Genomic DNA, 16,616 nt, shown 5'->3' on the forward strand with positions numbered 1-16,616 from the left:
CGATTACTCCTTGCCGGTGGCGCGGCGGATGGCTGCGCGGAACTGGGTTTCGTCAAAGCTGGCAAGCCGTGCCGCGACATGCTGGTCGGGTCGGATCAGATAGACGGCCGAGGGCGCATCGCCCAGATAGCGCGCCTTCAGTGCGCCGCTGGGATCGTCCTTGACCGAAAGCGCGAGGCGGGTGACCTGGACCCCATCCTCTTCCAGCGTCTCCGGCGCCTCGGCGTCGATGGTCATCAGCGTAAAGCCATCGCCCAGTTTCGACAGCAGGAACCCGTCGCCCAGCGGTACGTCGGGGCAGGGCGATCCAGGCCGGGTGCGGGCGGGGCCGGCCAACGCGTCGGCGGAATTGAGCGGCGAGCCGTCATAGGTGCAGGGCACGCTGAGCCGGCCGGAGTTCACCAGCGGACGGGCGAATTCGTATTTCTCGCTCAGATCCAGAACCGCATCGCGCAGCATCCGCGACATCTCCGATTTCGGCGTGATGAAATCGGTGGAGCGCGACGAGTTCAGGATATTCTCATCCGCACCATGGACCCGTTCGACATCGTAGCTGTCGAGCAGGCTTTCGGGTGCCTTGCCCTCCATCACCAGTTTCAGCTTCCAGATCAGGTTGTCGGTGTCCTGCAGGCCCGAATTTGCACCGCGCGCCCCGAAGGGGCTGACCTGATGCGCCGCGTCGCCGGCGAAAAGCACCCGGCCATGGCGGAACTGCTCCATCCGGCGGCACTGGAAGGTATAGATGCTGACCCATTCCAGTTCGAAATCGACATCCTCGCCCAGCATGGCCTTGAGGCGCGGAATGACGTTCTCGGGGCGCTTTTCGCGGTCCTTGTCGATGTCCCAGCCCAGTTGCAGGTCGATCCGCCAGACGCCATCGGGCTGCTTGTGCAACAGCGCCGATTGGCCACGGTTGAACGGCGGGTCGAACCAGAACCAGCGTTCGGTGGGGAAATCGGCCTCCATCACCACATCGGCGATCAGGAAGTTGTCTTCGAACACCCGGCCGACGAAATCGAGCCCCAGCATCACGCGGGTCGGTGATCCGGCGCCGTCGCAGGCGATCAGCCAGTCGGCCTCGATGTTATAGCTGCCCTCGGGGGTCTCGACCTCGAGTGTGACGTGATCGGGGTGGGTGCCGATGGCCGAGACCTTGTTGCGGCCACGGATCTCGATCGGCGCGCCCTCGGCTTGCAGCTCCTGCACCCGTTCGACCAGGAACTGTTCGAAGTAATACTGTTGCAGGTTGATGAAGGCCGGGCGCTGGTGGCCCTCTTCCGGCAGCAGGTTGAAGTCATAGACCTTGCGGTCGTCGAAGAAGACTTTCCCGAGGTTCCAGACCACCCCCTTGTCGACCATCGGCTGGCCGCAGCCGAGCCGGTCGAGGATTTCCAGCGGGCGCTTGGCGAAGCAGATGGCGCGACTGCCGAAGCTGACCTTGTCGTTTTCGTCGAGCACCACGACCTCGATGCCCTGCTGGGCCAGGTCGATGGCGGCGGCCAGGCCGACAGGGCCGGCACCGATCACCACGACCTTGTGGCGCGCGGGAAAGCCTGCATCCTGATCGTCGTGCCGGGCATAGGGGTAAAGGGGGACTTCGAATATCTTCTTTGCTGGTTTTGTCGCGGCGTCGCTCACAGGTGTCTCCTCCCATTTGGGTGCTCGGGGCACATATCCTCCGCCTCCCGGCGCGGGGGGGCGCCGGGAGCTTGTTTTATTGTCTCAGTCTTCAGGATGGGGCGGTAGGATCTGGATCAAACCGGCCCCGGGAACTTTGGGCGGGCTATGGGGGTGGTAATCTGCCCTCCGCCCTGACGGGCGGAGAGCTTGACTGACCGATCCCCGGGCGCGCCTTACCCCTGCAGCTGTTCCCACATCTCCAGATCGCGCTGGGCGGTCCAGATGCGCGGGGTGTCGATGCCGCGGGCCTCGTCATAGGCGCGGGCGACGTTGAACGGCAGGCAATGTTCATAGATCGCGTAATCTGCGAACTTCGGATCGCATTCGGCGCGCACCGCGTCCCAGGCCTCTTTCAGGCTGCCGCCGCGCGCTGCCACCTTCGCCGCCGGGCGATAGGTGCTTTCGACGAAGTCGCGGGTGTTCTCGATCGCGTCGTTGACCATGTCCTGACCGACCAGCGCGTCGCCCCGGCCCGGTGCGATGGCGTCGACCTCGAACCACTTGATCGCGTCGAGCGTATCGCCCCAGTCGGAGAAATGGCCGTCGCCGCAATAGCAGGCCGAGTGGTATTCGACGATGTCGCCGGTGAACATCACGTTCTGGTCCGGCACGTGGATCACGATGTCGCCAGCGGTATGGGCGCGGCCCAGGTGCATCAGATTGACCTGGCGCTTGCCCAGATAGATGGTCATCGAGTCGCTGAAGGTGGTGGTCGGATAGGTCAGGCCGGGGATGCTCTCATGCCCTTCGAAGAGCCGCGGGAAGCGCTGGAATTCGCTGTCCCAGTCCTCTTGCCCACGTTCCACCACCATGGCGCGGGCGGTATCGCCCATGATGATCTGCTGCGCGCCGAAGGCGCTGGCGCCCAGCACGCGGACAGCGTGGTAATGGGTCAGCGCCACATGGGTGATCGGCTTGTCGGTGACCGAGCGCACGCATTCGATGACCTTGTTGGCCAGCCGCGGCGTCGCCTGTGCCTCGACGATCATCACAGAGTCGTCGCCGATGATCACGCCCGAGTTCGGATCCCCCTCTGCGGTGAAGGCATAGAGCCCCTCGCCCACCTCGGTGAACGAGATTTTCTTTTCCGTCATGTCTCCTTGAGACGCGAATGCTTTCGCCATGTCTCTGCTCCCTTTGTGCTTTTCAATGGACGACGCCGAGGCGCCGTGTTTGTTTCGCGCCATGAAGATTTCTCAGCGCATGTTTCCCGTTCTCGTGGCGGTGGCCATCGTGGTGGCCTCCGGTCTGACCCTCTGGTTGATGGGGCGCAATCTGATCTGCCCCTGCGGTCATGTGTCGATCTGGTACAGCCCCGGCGACCCGGAGCCGAGCAGCCAGTCGCTGATGGACTGGTACACCCCCAGCCATGTCATTCACGGCATCCTGTTCTATGGCGCCCTCTGGCTGATGGCGCGGCGAATGCCGGTCAATTGGCGGCTGGTCATCGCCCTGATCGTCGAATGCGCCTGGGAGGTGATCGAGAATACCCCCTGGGTGATCGAACGTTATCGCAGCGCCACCGTTTCGGTCGATTACAATGGCGATTCGGTGATCAACTCCACCGTCGACGTGCTGGCGATGGTGCTGGGTTTCGCCCTGGCGCGCCGGCTGCCGGTCTGGGTCAGCGTGGCGGTGATCATCGGCTTCGAGCTGTTCACCACCTGGCTGATCCGCGACGGGCTGGCGCTGAACATCCTGATGCTGTTCTGGCCGCTGCAATCCGTACTGGACTGGCAGGCCGGCGCCTGAACCGCAAAGGATATCCAGCGCCGGCCCCATGGATCAGCCCCGCGCGTAGGGGTCGGCCAGCGCCGGCACCACCTTGCCGACGCAGTCGCCGAACCCAATGGTATAGCCGTCGCCCTTGGCCGCGCCCTTCAGCGTCAACGTGTCGTTGTCGGCGATGAAGCTGCGGGTGCTGCCGTCGGGCAGGGTGATCGGCTCCTGGCCGCCCCAGCTGATCTCAAGCAACGAACCGCGGCTGTCCTTGGTCGGCCCCGAGATTGTGCCAGAGCCCAGCAGGTCGCCCGCGTTCATCGGCGATCCGGCGGTGGTGTGATGCGCCAGCTGCTGCGCGGCGGAATAGTACATCTCCTTGTAGTTGGTGTGGGAGATGGTGGTTGCCGCGCCGCCCTCGGGCTGCAGCGTCACTTCGAGGTCGATGTTGTAGAGCATCGGGCCGCAATCCTTCAGATGCGGCAGCAGTTCGACCTCACGCGGGGGCGTGTCGGTGCGGAACGGCTCCAGCGCGGCCTTGGTCACGATCCAGGGGCTGATGGTGGTGGCGGTCGCCTTGGCCTGGAACGGGCCCAGCGGCTGGTATTCCCAGGCCTGGATATCGCGCGCCGACCAGTCGTTCAGCAGCACATAGCCGAAAATGTGATCGTCGGCTTCCTGCACCGTGATCGGCCCTTCCGAGGGGGTGCCGACGATGGCGCCCATTTCCAGCTCGATATCGAAGCGGGCGCAGGGGGCAAAGCGCGGTGCCGGATCGTTCGGGCCCTTGAGCTGACCCCAGGGCCGGCGCACCTCGGTGCCCGAGACCACGACGGAAGAGGCGCGGCCATTATAGCCGATCGGGATATGCAGCCAGTTCGGCGGCAGCGCGTTCTCCGGGCCACGGAACAGCGAGCCGACGTTGAAGGCGTGGTTCTTGCCGGCATAGAAGTCGGTGTATTCGCTGACGACGAAGGGCATGTGCAGCTCTGCCTCGGCCATCGGCACCAGGAGGGGCTCCACCTTTGCCTGCTCGGCCGAGCCGGCAGCAAGCAGCGAGATCAGCCGTTCGCGCAGCGCCGCCCAGACGGCGGGGCCCTCTTCCATCAGCTCGTTCCAGAACGGAACGTCAAAGAGCGGGACGTCGACCAGCGTGATCAGCCCTTCGGCTTCGGCGGCGGTGACATCGAGGATCTTGTCGCCGATCGCCACGCCGCAATGCGGGTCGTTGTCATCGGTGGAAAAGACGCCATAGGGCAGGTTGTTCAGGGGAAAGGGGCAGTCGGCCGAATTGGCGCTTTCTACCCAGCTTTTCATCAGGGGCATTTGGTCTTCCTTGTCCGGTGCGGCGGGGGGAGCCCCGCCCTACGAGAATGGGTAGGGCGGGCCGAAGCCCGCCATCACCGTTTACTTATTTCTTGCCGGGGGTGCCGTCGAACTTCTTTTCGATATCGGCCCAGCAGTCGATATAATCATCCTGCAGCGGCGCTTCCTTGGCGGCGAAGGCCGTCAGGTGCTGCGGGAAACGGGTTTCGAACATGAAGGACATGGTGTTGTCCAGCTTCTCGGGCTTCAGTTCGGCATTCGAGGCGCCTTCGAAGGCGTTCTTGTCCGGCCCGTGCGGCAGCATCATGTTGTGCAGGCTCATGCCGCCGGGGACGAAGCCCTTGGGCTTGGCGTCATACTGGCCATAGATGTTGCCCATCAGCTCGGACATGATGTTCTTGTGATACCACGGAGGGCGGAAGGTGTTTTCCATCACCATCCAGCGTTCGCGGAACAGCACGAAGTCGATGTTCGCGGTGCCCGGCACGCCCGACGGCGCGGTCAGCACGGTGAAGATCGAGGGATCCGGATGGTCGAACAGGATCGAGCCGACCGGGCAGTAATTGCGCAGATCATATTTCACCGGCGCATAGTTGCCGTGCCACGCGACCACGTCCAGCGGGCTGTGGTCGATATGGGTGACGTGGAACTGGCCGCACCATTTGATCGTCACGGTCGAGGGGGCATCGCGATCCTCGAAAGCGGCGACGGGGGTCTTGAAGTCGCGACGGTTGGCCATGCAATTGGCGCCGATCGGGCCGCGGCCCGGCAGTTCGAACTTCTGCCCGTAGTTTTCGCAGACGAAGCCGCGGGCGGGGCCCTCCAGCACCTCGACCCGATAGACCAGGCCGCGCGGGATGATGGCGATCTCCTTCGGCTCGAGGTCGATGATCCCCAGTTCGGTGGCAAACCGCAGCCGGCCTTCCTGCGGCACGATCAGCAGTTCGGAATCCGCCGAGAAGAAATAATCGTCGGTCATCGACTGGGTGACCAGATAGACATGGCTCGCCATGCCGACCTGGGTGTTCACGTCGCCGGCGGTGGTCATGGTGCGCATGCCGGTCAGCCAGGTCAGCGGCTGATCCGTCGTCGGCACCGGATCCCAACGGTATTGGCCCAGGCTCACCACGTCGTCGACGACATGGGGGGCGGATTTCCAATAGGGCAGGTCGATCTTTTCATAACGGTGCGAATGCTTGACCGACGGCCGGATGCGATAGCACCAGGTGCGTTCGTTCTGATGGCTCGGCGCGGTGAAGGCGGTGCCGCTGAGCTGTTCGCCGTAAAGACCGTAATTGCACTTCTGCGGGCTGTTCATGCCCTGCGGCAGGGCGCCGGGCAGCGCCTCGGTTTCGAAGTCGTTGCCGAAGCCGGGCATATAGCCCTCGGTGGTGCCGAAGGGCGTGGCCGCCTGCACCATCTTGTGAGGATTTGTAGGACGATTCATCGCGCGTTCCTCCTTTCGTCGCTTGCTGCCTATTAGTTGATTTTGTAACTAACAATATCCGAAGGAGGAAAATTTGACAAAGCAAGACGTGGAAGCGGAAGAATTCGATCTGGCGAATTTCCTGCCCTACCTGCTCAACCAGGCGGCGGAGGCCAGCTCGTTGGAGTTCCAGCGCGTCTATAAGGGGCGCTATGGCATGCTGCGCACGGAATGGCGGTTGCTGTTCCATCTGGGCATGTACGGCCGCCAGACCGCGACCGAGATCGGCACCCGCGCCCGAATGCACAAGACCAAGATCAGCCGTGCCGTCCAGCGGCTGGAGGAACGCCGGTTCCTGACCCGCACCCGGGACGAAAGCGATCGGCGTGCCGAACATCTGGAACTGACCCAGGCCGGCATGGTGGCCTATCGCGACCTGCGCGAAGTGGCGCGCGCCTATGACGCCCGGCTGACCCGCCAGTTCTCGGCCGAGCAATCAGAGCTGCTGCGCAGCATGCTGCGGCAACTGGCGGGCATGGCCTGATGGGGTGTGTTCGGCGGTGCTGTGCGATTTTTTGCGCGCGGCGCTGTTTCGGGCCTGTTTTCAGGTCTATATGCTGTTGAGATTCCCGACCGTTGCGCGCAAAGGCCCCGGATGCCCGATCACGATTTTTCTTATCCCCCCGCTGCCGAGCTTTCCGCTTGGCTGGTGGCGCGCGGCCTCGACGGTACGGCGCGCGAGGATTTGTTGACCGGTTATTGCGACAGGCTGGTTGGTTTCGGCGTGCCGCTGTTGCGCCTGCATGTGGCGCAGCGGGCGCTGCACCCGCGGTTCGGTGGTATCGGTTTCGACTGGCTGCGCGATGGTGGCGGTGTGTCGCTGGAGCGCTATGTCCACAGCGCCGAACCGCCGCTGCAATGGCTGCAAAGCCCGCTCTATCACCTGCTCGCCTCGGGTGAGATGGAATATCGCGTGCGGTTGGACGACAGCGTCGATCCCAGCCGTTTTCCCATGCTGGCCGAATTGCGCGACAAGGGCGCGACCGACTATTTTGCCACCGGCCTGTTCTTTGAAAAGGCGCCCGATCCTTCCGAGATCGACCTCAACAACACGCCGCAGGGCATGTTGACCTCCTATACCACGGATGCGCCGCAAGGGTTTTCCGAGTCCGATCTCAGGTTGATTCGCTGTACCTTGCCGCCGCTGGGGCTGGCGTTGAAGTCCACGGCCAACCGGCGGATGGCGCAGGATCTGCTGCAGGCCTATCTGGGCCGCGACGCCGGTCAAAGGGTGCTGTCGGGCGAGATCGAACTCGGCTCGGTCGAGGAGCTGAACGCGGTGATCTGCCTGTTCGATCTCTCGGGCTTCACCAGCCTGGCCGAACAGATCCCTGGCCCCGAGATGATCGCCATGCTCAACGCCTATCACGGGCTGGCGGTGGCGGCGATCCAGGAGCGCGGCGGCAATGTGCTGAAGTTCATGGGCGACGGGCTGCTGGCGATGTTCGATCAGCCCGATCCGGAACAGGCCGCCTGTGCCGCGCTCGACATGGTGATCGAACTCAGCGACCGGGTGGCGGCGACCAACCGGGCCCGCGAACGCGACGGGCTGCCGGTGGCGCGCTGCACCTTCGCGTTGCATGCGGGAAAGATCTATTACGGCAATATCGGTGCCGAGAACCGGCTGGATTTCACCGTGATCGGCCCGGCGGTCAATCTGACCGCGCGGATCGCCGACATGCACCGGGCGCTGGGCCGGCGGGTGATCCTGACCCAGCCGGTGTTCGACGCCGCCCGCAAAGGCTCGCATGATCTGGTCTCGCTCGGCCGCTATGTGCTGCGCGGGGTGTCGCAGCCGCAGGAGCTTTATACCATCTGGCCCGATACCTGGGTCTGAGCCGCCGGGATCAGAACTTGATCTCGACCCCGGGCAGTTTCAGCGCTTTCATCATGTCGCGCAGTTCCTGCCGGGCGGCGATGTTCGAGATATTGAGCTGGCGCACGCCGATATCCTTCAGATCCAGCAGGGTCAGCCCGCGCGGGAACAATTCGCGGAAGATCACCCGTTCGGAAAAGCCCGGGGCGACGCGGAAGCCGATGCGGTTCGACAGCATCTTGACGGCGCGCTCCATCTTTTCCTTGTTGACCATCCGCTGGGTGCCGATGCGGTTGCGGATGACCACCCAGTCGATCGGCTTCAACCCGGCCTGGGCGCGAAGCTGGCGCGCGTTCCAGACCATTTCGGAATAGACCGAGGGGCCGAGGATCTTCTCGCCGCTCTCGTCGGTGCGGGCCAGAAGGTCGAAATCGATGAAGCTGTCGTTCAGCGGGGTGATCAGCGTATCGGCCAGAGAATGGGCCACCTGGCTCAGCCGGGTATGCGAACCGGGGCAGTCGATCAGGATGAAATCGGCATCCCCCTCCAGCCCGGAAATCGCCGCCGACAGCCGGTGGTCATAGACGTTTTCGCCCGGGGTCAGCTTTGCCGGGTCGATCTCGGGCAGGGCGTGCAGCCGGAAGGTCGGCAGGTCCAGTCCGGATTTCTGCAGGAATTCATCCCGGTTTTCGACATAGCGGCCCAGCGTGCGCTGGCGCAGGTCCAGATCCAGCACGCTGACCTTCTTGTCCAACCGCGCCAGCGCGGTTGCCACATGCATCGAGACGGTGGATTTTCCCGCGCCGCCCTTTTCATTTCCAACTACGATAATATGCGCCATCGTTCCGTCCCTGGGGCCCTTGCTAGGCTCTGATTTCCCTTAGGAGATACAATATATTGGGGCGGTGACAAGAAAAACCCCCAAACCTCCCGGGAAAGTTGCTCCCTCCGGCGGGCGCCGCATTTCGCAGCTTCTTCTCTGGAGAAATACTCCGGGGGCATTGCCGCGGGCGAAGCGGGCCGCATCCTCCCCGGGCCCGCCATGCAAAAACGCCGCCGCTGAGCCTCAGCGACGGCGTCGTCATTTGCCCGAAGGGCGGCTGGATCAGAAGCCCAGGCCTTCGTATTTTTTCTTGAACTTCGACACGCGGCCGCCGGCGTCCATCAGGCGCGAGGAGCCACCGGTCCAGGCCGGGTGCACGGTCGGGTCAATATCCAGCGACATCTGGTCGCCTTCGGAACCCCAGGTGGATTTCATCTGGATGATGGTCCCGTCGGTCATCTTGACGTCGATGATGTGATAATCGGGGTGAATGCCTTTTTTCATCGCTCCGCTCCTTACGCCTCGGCGTCAGCCGATTTGGGTTTGTAGTTCGACACTTCCGCGATCCGGGCCGATTTGCCGCGACGCGAGCGCAGATAGTACAGTTTGGCGCGACGAACGCGGCCACGGCGGACCACTTCGATGCTGTCGATGTTGGTCGAATAGAGCGGGAACATACGTTCCACGCCTTCGCCGAAGGAAATCTTGCGAACGGTGAACGACCCGGCGATGCCGACGCCGTTCTTGCGGCTGATGCAGACGCCTTCATACATCTGCACACGGCTGCGGGTGCCTTCAGTCACCTTGAAGCCGACGCGCAGGGTGTCGCCGGCCTTGAAGTCGGGGATGGTTTTCCCCAGGGCGGCGATTTGTTCCGCCTCGAGTTGTGCGATCAGATCCATCGCATGTTCTCCTGATATGCTCGTGGTTGGTCCACGAAGGTTTGCGTGCCCTCAGAGCTCTTGGTCTTCACCGGGTCCGCCATGCTCCGAACAATCGGGGCGCCCGCCAGAGATCAGGTCGATTTTCTTGCATCCAGTCAGGAGAGCCGACATGGGCGTCGAAGACACGCCCGGATCAATACCCAACTGGTCCGCAGGCCGAATCCGACCGCGAACGGGCGGTGTATAGGGCTATCGCCTCTGTGGATCAAGGCCTGTCTCAGGCTTGAGCCAGAGCGCGAGAAAGGGGGCCAGGCGGGTCGCGAGCGGGATCGTCTCGTGCAGGGCGCAGAAGTTCAGGGCCATCGCCTGCGCCATGAAGGCCTGGACCCCCTCGGCCAGCAGGAGCGGGTCGGCATCGCGGCGAAAATCGCCTGCAGCGATCCAGCCCGCGATCTGCCGGACCAGCCGGTCCAGCGCCAGGGCGATCGGGCCGATCTCTTGCCGTGCGGCGGCGCCGGAATGGCGCAGGATCACGTCGAAGACATAGCGCTCGCCGGTCATGAAGGTCATGAGCGGCATGAGGGTGTGGATGAGCGTTTCGGTATCCTGCGGCGCTGGGCCGGTTTCTAACGTATCGAGACGGCGATCCATCTCGGCGGCGATCAGCAGCTCCATCAGCGCATCCTTGTCCTTGAAATGCGCAAAGAAGGTGCCCTTGGCGACACCGGCGCGCCGCACCACCTCTTCCACCCTCAGGGCGGTATAGCCGGTTTCGGCGATCACCGCGCGGGCGGTGTCCTGAAGACGTGTGCGTGTCTTGATCGCGCGGGGCTGGACGGGGTCATTCATTGAGAAAGTATCGCACATAATTCGACCATGGTCAAATTTGGATTGACCGCGGTCAATTTTGTCGCGATGCAAAATGACTTCGGTCACTTTTGCGGCCAATTCAAGGAGAGCCCAATGACAGCAAAGCGGATACTGGTTCTAAACGGACATCCCGCCGAAACCTCGATCTCGCGACAGATCGTCCTGGCCTATGCACAGGCGGCCGGAAAGGCGGGGCACGATCTGCGCCTGCTGCATCTGGCCGATCTCGATTTCGACCCCGATTTCGGATTTGGCGGCTATCAGCGACAAAAGCCGCTGGAGCCGCAACTCGAGGCGTTTCTTGCGGATCTCGCCTGGTGCGATCATTTCGTTCTGGCGGCGCCGATGTGGTGGGGCGGTCTGCCGGCAAAACTGAAGGGGTTGATCGACCGCACCTTCCTGCCGGGTCGCACCTTCGACACACGCGGGCGGCTGCCGAAGCCGCTGCTCAAGGGGCGGGGGGCGCGGGTGATCCTCACCTCGGACAGCCCGTGGTGGTACTTTCGCCTGCTGCATCGGCCGCTCTACTGGCAGCTCAAACGGCAAATTCTGGGATTCGTGGGGCTGAAGCCGGTGCAGGTGACGCATTTCGCGCCAGCCAGTCATCCGCAGCCGGCGCAGGTTGAGGCCTGGCTGTCCAAGGTGCGCAGGCTGGGGGCCCTGGGGGCTTAGGCGTCTCTGCGCCCCTCCGGGTGGCCCCGCCGCGGCCCCTGTCCGGGGCGGCGGCGTTGCCAGACTGGCCTATTCGGTCAGATCGACCACCTCTGCTTCCGGTGCGTTCTTCTTGACGGATTCGATGCCATTGTCGCGACCGGCTTCACTTTCATAGCTTTCGCTGGTGCCGATCACCTGGCCGTTGGTGGCCTTGAGGTTGAACATGAACTTGCCGGCCTTGGTGTCCTTGCGTTCATAGCGCGCATCCTCGGGGGCGTTCTTCTTGACCGAGTCGATGCCGTTCTCGGCGCTGGCGCGCTGCTTGTAGCCTTCGCTGGCCAGGATGATCTGCCCGTTGCCCGCCTTCAGGCGAAAGCGGAACTCGCCCGCCTTGTCCTTGTAGAGTTCGAATTTGCCAGCCATTGCCCAACCTCCAAAAAAACCAGCTTTAGTGCTTCGCTAACTATTCCCGAGGATTGTCCGCACCGCAATGTTTCGCTGCGACGATTATTCCCCGTCCTTGCGGTAGGCCGCCCAAAGATCGGGGCGGCGGGCGCGGGTGATCTCTTCGGACATCTGGTGGCGCCACTCGGCGATGCGGCCATGATGGCCGGACATCAGCACCTCGGGGATCGGACGGTCGTGCCACTCGGCCGGGCGGGTATATTGCGGGTGTTCCAGCAGGCCGGCGGAAAAGCTTTCCTCTTCGGTTGAGGCCTGGTTGCCCAGCACCCCCGGCAGCAGTCGCACGGTGGCGTCGATCAGCGCCTGGGCGGCGATTTCCCCGCCGGTCATGACGAAATCGCCGAGCGAAACCTCTTGCACCCCGTAATGTTCCAGCACCCGTTCGTCGACGCCCTCGAAGCGGCCGCAGATCAGCGTCACCCCCTCGGCCCGGGCAAGGCCGCGCATCATCGCCTGATCCATCCGCCGGCCGCGCGGCGACAGATAGATCAGCGGCCAGTTGGGGCCGGTGCCGGCCATGGCGGTTTCGATCGCCGGGCCCAGCGCATCGGCGCGCAGCACCATGCCGGCGCCGCCGCCGGCCGGCGTGTCGTCGACGTTGCGGTGCTTGCCGATGCCCCAGCGGCGCAGATCCAGCGTCTCGAGCTGCCAGAGCCCCTCTTGCAGCGCCTTGCCGGTCAGGCTTTCGCCCAGCACGCCGGGAAAGGCGGCGGGGAAGAGGGTGATGATCTTGGCCTTCCAGACCCCGTGCAGGTCGGGGACGGGGGTGATCAGCTCGCGCGGTTTCAGCGAGGGGCGGATCGCCATCCGGCCCAGCGATCTGCTGGGGGTCTTGCGGTCCTCTTCGGGCATCCCTTCGGGGGTATCGTCAGTCACGGGCTTTCTCCTGCGCGGCTTTGAGGATGGCGCGCTTGGCGGCCTGGCGCGCGTCGCGGTCGGTGTAATCGCGGTTGGCGGCCAGAAGTGCAAGCAGAACCGCATCATCGGCGCGGCTATTGGCGCGTGGCACCGGTTTCAGCCCGGTCTGCACCGCCGCTGGCACCCCGCAGAGGTCAAGCAGCGGCCCCGCCGGCCCCAGCGGCTGGTCGGCGCAGTCTTCCAGCCAGATGCGGCTGACCGGGCAGGGCAGGGCGGCGGCCACCCGATCCGCCGCTGCCGCCAGATCGGCGCCGGGGCGGGTGGCGGTGGCGAAGCTCTCCCAATCGCGGGTGAGAGAGGAGGATTTCACATGTTCCCAATAGGCGCTTCTCAGCCAGCTGTCCGGCTGGCGCAGGGTCAGGACGAACCGCAGCGGCACGCCCGGCAGCAGCTCGGTCACGATGCGGGCCATTTCGGCGGCAAGCACCGGGGCGGCGCGGTAATCCGGGATGCCCTCGCGGCCGGGCAGATGGCCCGAAAGTTCTTCGGCCGAAAGGCAGAGCAGGCGGCGCGGCATGCCGGTCAGCCCCGCCATCAGCGCGCGGAACCGGTGGGCGAACTTGTCGAGGGTGAAGGGGTCGCGCCAGGTCGAATAGCCGCGCGCGGCATGCAGCAGCTCGGGCATCTGCGGCCCCAGCATCGCGCGCAGATGGGGCTTCAGCGCGGCGCGGTTCTGCCGCAGCACCTGTTGCAGGGTCGAGGTTCCGGTCTTGTGAAACCCGGCGTGGATGACGATGGCGCGCGGCATCAGGCGCGTCCCGCCAGCAGCGCCTGCTTGGCGGCATGGGCGGCGGCATCGTCCAGATCGCCGCGGTTGATCTCCAGCAGCCGGGCGGCGCAATCGGGGGCGCGGTTGGCGGCGGGCACCGGCACCAGCGCGGCGCGGACCTCTTCGGGCAGGGGGAGAAGGTCGAGCAGCGGCGCCAGCGGGCCGAGCGGGCGGCGAGCGCTGTCCTCAAGCCGGGCGGAGTGGACGGGGAGGGGGGCGAGCGTGGCGGCGATTTCCGCCACCACCGCGTCCAGATCTGCGGCGCCGCGATAGCGGGCGGCGAAACTAGCAGCGTCCAGTGTCATCCGGCTGGCGCGCAGGGCCTGGACATGCAGGCTTGCCAGCCAGCTGTCGGGGGCGCGGGTGGAAAAGAACAGCTCGGGGTCCACCCCGGGCCAGAGCGCGCGCAGGGTGTCGATCAGCGCCCGCATCAGCTCTGGCGCGGCGGCATAGCTCTCGACCCCGTCGCGGCCGGGCATATGGCCCGCCAGATCCTCGCAGGACAGGATCAGCGGCCGGGGATCGACGGGGTCGACCTCCGCCAGCGCCTCGGCCAGCTCATAGCGCAAAAGCGCCAGCTCCAGCGGATCGCGCCGGGCGGAAAAGGCGCGGGCGGCGCGGCCGGCGGGGCGCAGCGTGGCGCGCGGGATCAGCCGCAGATGCGGCGCCAGCGTCCTGGCGTTGCGCTCCAGCGCCTTTTGCAGCGTGGTGGTCCCGGTCTTGTGAAATCCGGGGTGGAGGATTGCCCTCATGCCTCGGGCTCCGCCGCGGCCTCTTGCGCCTGGGCCACTCGGGCGATGAGCGGGATCAGCGCGGGCTGGGCATCGGCCTGCCGACGCAAGGCCTCGGGCGTGGGCAGGGCGCTCGCCGGAGCGCCTTCGTCCAGCAGCGTCCCGATCAGCTCGGGCAGTTCGGCCTGCACCTCGGGGTCGCTGCTTTGCAGCAGCAGCTCGAAGGCAAAGGGCAGATCGGCGCCGTCGGCGACCAGCCGGTGGCGGATCGGCGGGCGCAGCAGATAGCGGATCATGGCGCGATCGACCGCCGGGTCGCCTTCGCCGATGGCCGCCAGCAGCAGCGGAAAGGCGCGCGGGCCGGTCTGATCCTCCAGCGTCTGCACGATTTCATCCAGCCGTGTCTCCGGAGCCTTGGCGGGCAGCGCCCAGAGCGCGGCCACCGCGCGGGCGGTGGCCTCGGCCACCTCGGGATCGGGGCGCTGGTCGTCATCGGCGTCGAAGGGAAAGGAGGGCTCGATCGTCTCCAGCGCCTCGTCCAGCAGATCAATCGTCTCGTCCTGCCCGGCATCAATCGGATGGCGCAGGATCAGCAGTGCCGCCCCCAGCCCGGTCAGCGCCAGCGGCAACCAGAGCGGCAGCGGCAGGGCGCCGCCGATCCAGGCCAGGCCAAGGCCCGCGGCATAGAGCGCCAGCACAACGAGGATCTGGGTCAGCGCCAGGGCCAGCAGCGCCAGCGTCAGCCGCATCTCCTTCCGTCCGGCCAGGCTGCCGGCCATGATCCGGGCCAGGAAGAACAGCATCGCCAGCACCGCGGCCACGCCCCAGGGCGTTTCCGCCCAGCCGGCCAGTACCGGCCCCGCATACAGCGGCGCAGCCATCAGGGCGGCGGCCCCGCGGCTGTATGGCCGGGTCATCAGAGCAGCCCCTCGGGCGGATCGGCGATGATCCGGCCGGCGTCGAGATCGACGGTCGGCACATGGGCGCGGGTGAAGGGCAGCAGCACGGTGGCGGTCTGCCCCGGCGTCTGGATTTCCAGCAGGTCGCCGGCGCCATGGTTCTGCACGTCCTTGACCCGGCCCAGCAGGGTGCCGCCGGTGTCCAGCACCTCGAGCCCGATCAGATCGGTGTAATAGAATTCATCGTCCGGCAGCGCCGGCAGCCGGTCGCGCGGCGCGAAAAGCTGGACGCCCCGCAGCGCGTCGGCCTCTTCCTTGGTCTCTACCCCGCCCAGCCGGGCGGCAAAGCCGTTCTTGACCGACCGGGTCAGCACCACCGGAAAGCTCTGGCTTCCGTCCTCGGTGCTCAGCGGGCTGTAGATTTCGATATCCTCGGGATTGGCGCAAAAGCTTTTCAGCCGCACCTCGCCCCGGACGCCGAAGGAGCCGGCGATGGTGCCGACACAGATACGTTCCTCAGCAGGCGATGTTGTCATGGGGCCTCAGCGTGTTTCGATGGGCAGGTCGGCGGCGCGGTGCTCCCAGCCCTGTTCTTCCAGTTCTGGTGTCTCTGATACAGCTTCGGGATGGCCGAGGCAAAAATATCCGATCAGCCGCCAGCTTTCCGGCACGTCGAATGCGCGGTTCAGCGCCGCCGGGTCAAGCACGGAGACCCAGCCGAGCCCCAGCCCCTCGGCGCGAAGCCGCAGCCAGAACAGGGTGAGCGCGGTCACCACCGAATAGCGGCGCATCTCGGGCATGGTGGCGGCGCCCAACCCGTGGCCCTTTTCCGTCGTCTCGTCGCAATAAAGCGCGAATTGCACCGGGGCGTCTTCCATCCCCGACAGCTTCAGACGGCTGTAGAGCGCGGCGCGGTCGCCGTCATAGCCGGCGAGGGCGCGGGTGTTGGCGGTCTTGAAATTCTGTAGCGCGGCGGCGCGTGCGGTGTCGCTTTCGATCCGCAGGATGCGCCAGGGTTCGCTCAGCCCTACCGAGGGGGCGAGACGAAAGGCGGCAAGGCAGCGCGACAGCACCGCCTCGTCCACCGGATCGGTGCGGAACCGGCGCACGTCGCGCCGGAACCGCATCAACAGATCGAGCTGGCCGCGAAACTCGGCAGAAAACTCCGGGTCCCGCGGGGCCATGATCTTACTCTTCTGCCGGAGCGGCAGCAGCTTCGGCGGCCTTGGCGGCCTTCTCTTCGGCGCGAGCCTGGGCTTTCTTGCCCGGGAGGGCGCGCTGCGGGTTGCTGCGGGTCTTCTTTTCCAGAACGCCGGCAGCTTCCAGCATGCGGGCAACGCGGTCGGTCGGCTGGGCGCCCTTGGCGAGCCAGGTCTTGATGGCTTCGATGTCCATCTTCACGCGATCTTCGCTGTCTTTCGGCAGCAGCGGGTTGTAGGTGCCCAGCTTTTCGATGAAGCGGCCATCGCGCGCCATGCGCGAGTCAGCGGCGACGATGCGGTAGAAGGGGCGCTTTTTCGACCCACCGCGGGCCAGACGGATTTTCATTGCCATTGTGGTTTCTCCTTTGATGGCT

Annotated in this window: 20 protein-coding genes; 4 read left to right on the forward strand and 16 right to left on the reverse strand. The window is 65.2% G+C overall.

All coding sequences use genetic code 11. The features are described 5' to 3' along the window. Positions 1-3: 3 nt before the first annotated feature. Both ACN0V4_RS06580 and ACN0V4_RS06585 read right to left on the reverse strand, forming a co-directional pair. Positions 4-1,638: an FAD-dependent oxidoreductase gene (locus ACN0V4_RS06580; RefSeq protein WP_417674243.1), complete on the reverse strand. Its 1,635-nt coding sequence runs from the start codon at positions 1,636-1,638 to the stop codon at positions 4-6. Between the two features lie 215 nt (positions 1,639-1,853). Next, complete coding sequence (locus tag ACN0V4_RS06585; RefSeq protein WP_417674245.1) at positions 1,854-2,804, reverse strand: MBL fold metallo-hydrolase; 951 nt, start codon at positions 2,802-2,804, stop codon at positions 1,854-1,856. A 79-nt stretch (positions 2,805-2,883) separates the two neighbouring features. On the opposite strand from ACN0V4_RS06585, the gene ACN0V4_RS06590 reads away from it, so the two are divergent. After that, a complete protein-coding gene (locus tag ACN0V4_RS06590; RefSeq protein ID WP_417674247.1) occupies positions 2,884-3,432 on the forward strand; it encodes a DUF2585 family protein in 549 nt (182 codons plus the stop codon). A gap of 33 nt (positions 3,433-3,465) precedes the next feature. Here ACN0V4_RS06590 and fahA read toward each other — a convergent pair whose 3' ends face one another. Both fahA and hmgA read right to left on the reverse strand, forming a co-directional pair. Further along, a complete protein-coding gene (fahA, locus tag ACN0V4_RS06595) occupies positions 3,466-4,725 on the reverse strand; it encodes a fumarylacetoacetase (RefSeq protein ID WP_417674249.1) in 1,260 nt (419 codons plus the stop codon). Positions 4,726-4,810: 85 nt separating this feature from the next. Continuing rightward, positions 4,811-6,172, reverse strand: coding sequence for a homogentisate 1,2-dioxygenase (hmgA, locus tag ACN0V4_RS06600; protein WP_417674251.1), 1,362 nt, complete (start codon positions 6,170-6,172; stop codon positions 4,811-4,813). A 73-nt stretch (positions 6,173-6,245) separates the two neighbouring features. Between hmgA and ACN0V4_RS06605 the strand changes: the two genes are divergently transcribed. Further along, positions 6,246-6,695: a MarR family winged helix-turn-helix transcriptional regulator gene (locus ACN0V4_RS06605; RefSeq protein ID WP_417674253.1), complete on the forward strand. Its 450-nt coding sequence runs from the start codon at positions 6,246-6,248 to the stop codon at positions 6,693-6,695. Between the two features lie 111 nt (positions 6,696-6,806). Beyond that, a complete protein-coding gene (locus tag ACN0V4_RS06610; RefSeq protein ID WP_417674255.1) occupies positions 6,807-8,048 on the forward strand; it encodes an adenylate/guanylate cyclase domain-containing protein in 1,242 nt (413 codons plus the stop codon). A 10-nt stretch (positions 8,049-8,058) separates the two neighbouring features. Here ACN0V4_RS06610 and ACN0V4_RS06615 read toward each other — a convergent pair whose 3' ends face one another. The 4 genes from ACN0V4_RS06615 to ACN0V4_RS06630 all read right to left on the reverse strand — a co-directional run bounded on the left by ACN0V4_RS06615 (position 8,059) and on the right by ACN0V4_RS06630 (position 10,583). Beyond that, entirely contained in the window at positions 8,059-8,868 is an 810-nt protein-coding gene (locus ACN0V4_RS06615; RefSeq protein ID WP_417674257.1) for a division plane positioning ATPase MipZ, read from the reverse strand. Between the two features lie 264 nt (positions 8,869-9,132). Next, positions 9,133-9,354: a 50S ribosomal protein L31 gene (gene rpmE, locus ACN0V4_RS06620; RefSeq protein WP_417674259.1), complete on the reverse strand. Its 222-nt coding sequence runs from the start codon at positions 9,352-9,354 to the stop codon at positions 9,133-9,135. A gap of 11 nt (positions 9,355-9,365) precedes the next feature. Then, the gene (gene rplS / locus ACN0V4_RS06625; RefSeq protein WP_417674261.1) at positions 9,366-9,752 is read right to left on the reverse strand and encodes a 50S ribosomal protein L19; all 387 of its coding nucleotides are present in this window, start codon (positions 9,750-9,752) and stop codon (positions 9,366-9,368) included. 231 nt (positions 9,753-9,983) lie between these two features. Beyond that, positions 9,984-10,583 carry a TetR/AcrR family transcriptional regulator gene (locus ACN0V4_RS06630; RefSeq protein WP_417674263.1) on the reverse strand — a complete coding sequence of 200 codons (600 nt, stop codon included), beginning with the start codon at positions 10,581-10,583 and terminating at the stop codon, positions 9,984-9,986. A 114-nt stretch (positions 10,584-10,697) separates the two neighbouring features. Between ACN0V4_RS06630 and ACN0V4_RS06635 the strand changes: the two genes are divergently transcribed. Continuing rightward, a complete protein-coding gene (locus tag ACN0V4_RS06635; protein WP_417674265.1) occupies positions 10,698-11,276 on the forward strand; it encodes an NAD(P)H-dependent oxidoreductase in 579 nt (192 codons plus the stop codon). Between the two features lie 69 nt (positions 11,277-11,345). On the opposite strand, the gene ACN0V4_RS06640 is transcribed toward ACN0V4_RS06635, so the two are convergent. From ACN0V4_RS06640 to rpsP, 8 genes are all read right to left on the reverse strand, one after another. Further along, complete coding sequence (locus tag ACN0V4_RS06640; RefSeq protein ID WP_417674267.1) at positions 11,346-11,681, reverse strand: YegP family protein; 336 nt, start codon at positions 11,679-11,681, stop codon at positions 11,346-11,348. An 84-nt stretch (positions 11,682-11,765) separates the two neighbouring features. Beyond that, positions 11,766-12,575 carry a tRNA (guanosine(37)-N1)-methyltransferase TrmD gene (gene trmD, locus ACN0V4_RS06645; RefSeq protein ID WP_417674840.1) on the reverse strand — a complete coding sequence of 270 codons (810 nt, stop codon included), beginning with the start codon at positions 12,573-12,575 and terminating at the stop codon, positions 11,766-11,768. A gap of 16 nt (positions 12,576-12,591) precedes the next feature. Next, entirely contained in the window at positions 12,592-13,389 is a 798-nt protein-coding gene (locus tag ACN0V4_RS06650; RefSeq protein WP_417674269.1) for a hypothetical protein, read from the reverse strand. Continuing rightward, on the reverse strand, positions 13,389-14,162 hold the full coding sequence (locus ACN0V4_RS06655) for a hypothetical protein (RefSeq protein WP_417674271.1): 774 nt from the start codon (positions 14,160-14,162) through the stop codon (positions 13,389-13,391). Before ACN0V4_RS06655 ends, ACN0V4_RS06650 begins: the two co-directional genes overlap by 1 nt. After that, positions 14,159-15,058, reverse strand: coding sequence for a hypothetical protein (locus tag ACN0V4_RS06660; protein ID WP_417674273.1), 900 nt, complete (start codon positions 15,056-15,058; stop codon positions 14,159-14,161). Before ACN0V4_RS06660 ends, ACN0V4_RS06655 begins: the two co-directional genes overlap by 4 nt. Continuing rightward, positions 15,058-15,576: a ribosome maturation factor RimM gene (rimM, locus tag ACN0V4_RS06665; protein WP_417674275.1), complete on the reverse strand. Its 519-nt coding sequence runs from the start codon at positions 15,574-15,576 to the stop codon at positions 15,058-15,060. The genes ACN0V4_RS06660 and rimM overlap by 1 nt, the downstream gene beginning before the upstream one ends. A 6-nt stretch (positions 15,577-15,582) precedes the next feature. Then, entirely contained in the window at positions 15,583-16,224 is a 642-nt protein-coding gene (bluB, locus tag ACN0V4_RS06670) for a 5,6-dimethylbenzimidazole synthase (RefSeq protein WP_417674277.1), read from the reverse strand. 4 nt (positions 16,225-16,228) lie between these two features. Beyond that, a complete protein-coding gene (rpsP, locus tag ACN0V4_RS06675; protein ID WP_417674279.1) occupies positions 16,229-16,594 on the reverse strand; it encodes a 30S ribosomal protein S16 in 366 nt (121 codons plus the stop codon). Positions 16,595-16,616 lie beyond the last annotated feature (22 nt).

Origin of the sequence: Pseudodonghicola sp. (genome assembly GCF_048268305.1) — a bacterium.
Lineage (GTDB): Bacteria > Pseudomonadota > Alphaproteobacteria > Rhodobacterales > Rhodobacteraceae > Pseudodonghicola.

Bases quoted from the DNA above. Each gene is read 5' to 3' on its own strand.
- trmD (WP_417674840.1), bottom strand. From the start codon at position 12,575: ATGCCCGAAGAGGACCGCAAGACCCCCAGCAGATCGCTGGGCCGGATG.
- hmgA (WP_417674251.1), bottom strand. From the start codon at position 6,172: ATGAATCGTCCTACAAATCCTCACAAGATGGTGCAGGCGGCCACGCCC.
- ACN0V4_RS06650 (WP_417674269.1), bottom strand. From the start codon at position 13,389: ATGCCGCGCGCCATCGTCATCCACGCCGGGTTTCACAAGACCGGAACC.
- fahA (WP_417674249.1), bottom strand. From the start codon at position 4,725: ATGCCCCTGATGAAAAGCTGGGTAGAAAGCGCCAATTCGGCCGACTGC.
- rpmE (WP_417674259.1), bottom strand. From the start codon at position 9,354: ATGAAAAAAGGCATTCACCCCGATTATCACATCATCGACGTCAAGATG.
- rimM (WP_417674275.1), bottom strand. From the start codon at position 15,576: ATGACAACATCGCCTGCTGAGGAACGTATCTGTGTCGGCACCATCGCC.
- ACN0V4_RS06655 (WP_417674271.1), bottom strand. From the start codon at position 14,162: ATGAGGGCAATCCTCCACCCCGGATTTCACAAGACCGGGACCACCACG.
- ACN0V4_RS06615 (WP_417674257.1), bottom strand. From the start codon at position 8,868: ATGGCGCATATTATCGTAGTTGGAAATGAAAAGGGCGGCGCGGGAAAA.
- ACN0V4_RS06660 (WP_417674273.1), bottom strand. From the start codon at position 15,058: ATGACCCGGCCATACAGCCGCGGGGCCGCCGCCCTGATGGCTGCGCCG.
- rplS (WP_417674261.1), bottom strand. From the start codon at position 9,752: ATGGATCTGATCGCACAACTCGAGGCGGAACAAATCGCCGCCCTGGGG.
- bluB (WP_417674277.1), bottom strand. From the start codon at position 16,224: ATGGCCCCGCGGGACCCGGAGTTTTCTGCCGAGTTTCGCGGCCAGCTC.
- ACN0V4_RS06635 (WP_417674265.1), top strand. From the start codon at position 10,698: ATGACAGCAAAGCGGATACTGGTTCTAAACGGACATCCCGCCGAAACC.
- ACN0V4_RS06610 (WP_417674255.1), top strand. From the start codon at position 6,807: ATGCCCGATCACGATTTTTCTTATCCCCCCGCTGCCGAGCTTTCCGCT.
- ACN0V4_RS06590 (WP_417674247.1), top strand. From the start codon at position 2,884: ATGTTTCCCGTTCTCGTGGCGGTGGCCATCGTGGTGGCCTCCGGTCTG.
- ACN0V4_RS06585 (WP_417674245.1), bottom strand. From the start codon at position 2,804: ATGGCGAAAGCATTCGCGTCTCAAGGAGACATGACGGAAAAGAAAATC.
- rpsP (WP_417674279.1), bottom strand. From the start codon at position 16,594: ATGGCAATGAAAATCCGTCTGGCCCGCGGTGGGTCGAAAAAGCGCCCC.
- ACN0V4_RS06630 (WP_417674263.1), bottom strand. From the start codon at position 10,583: ATGAATGACCCCGTCCAGCCCCGCGCGATCAAGACACGCACACGTCTT.
- ACN0V4_RS06640 (WP_417674267.1), bottom strand. From the start codon at position 11,681: ATGGCTGGCAAATTCGAACTCTACAAGGACAAGGCGGGCGAGTTCCGC.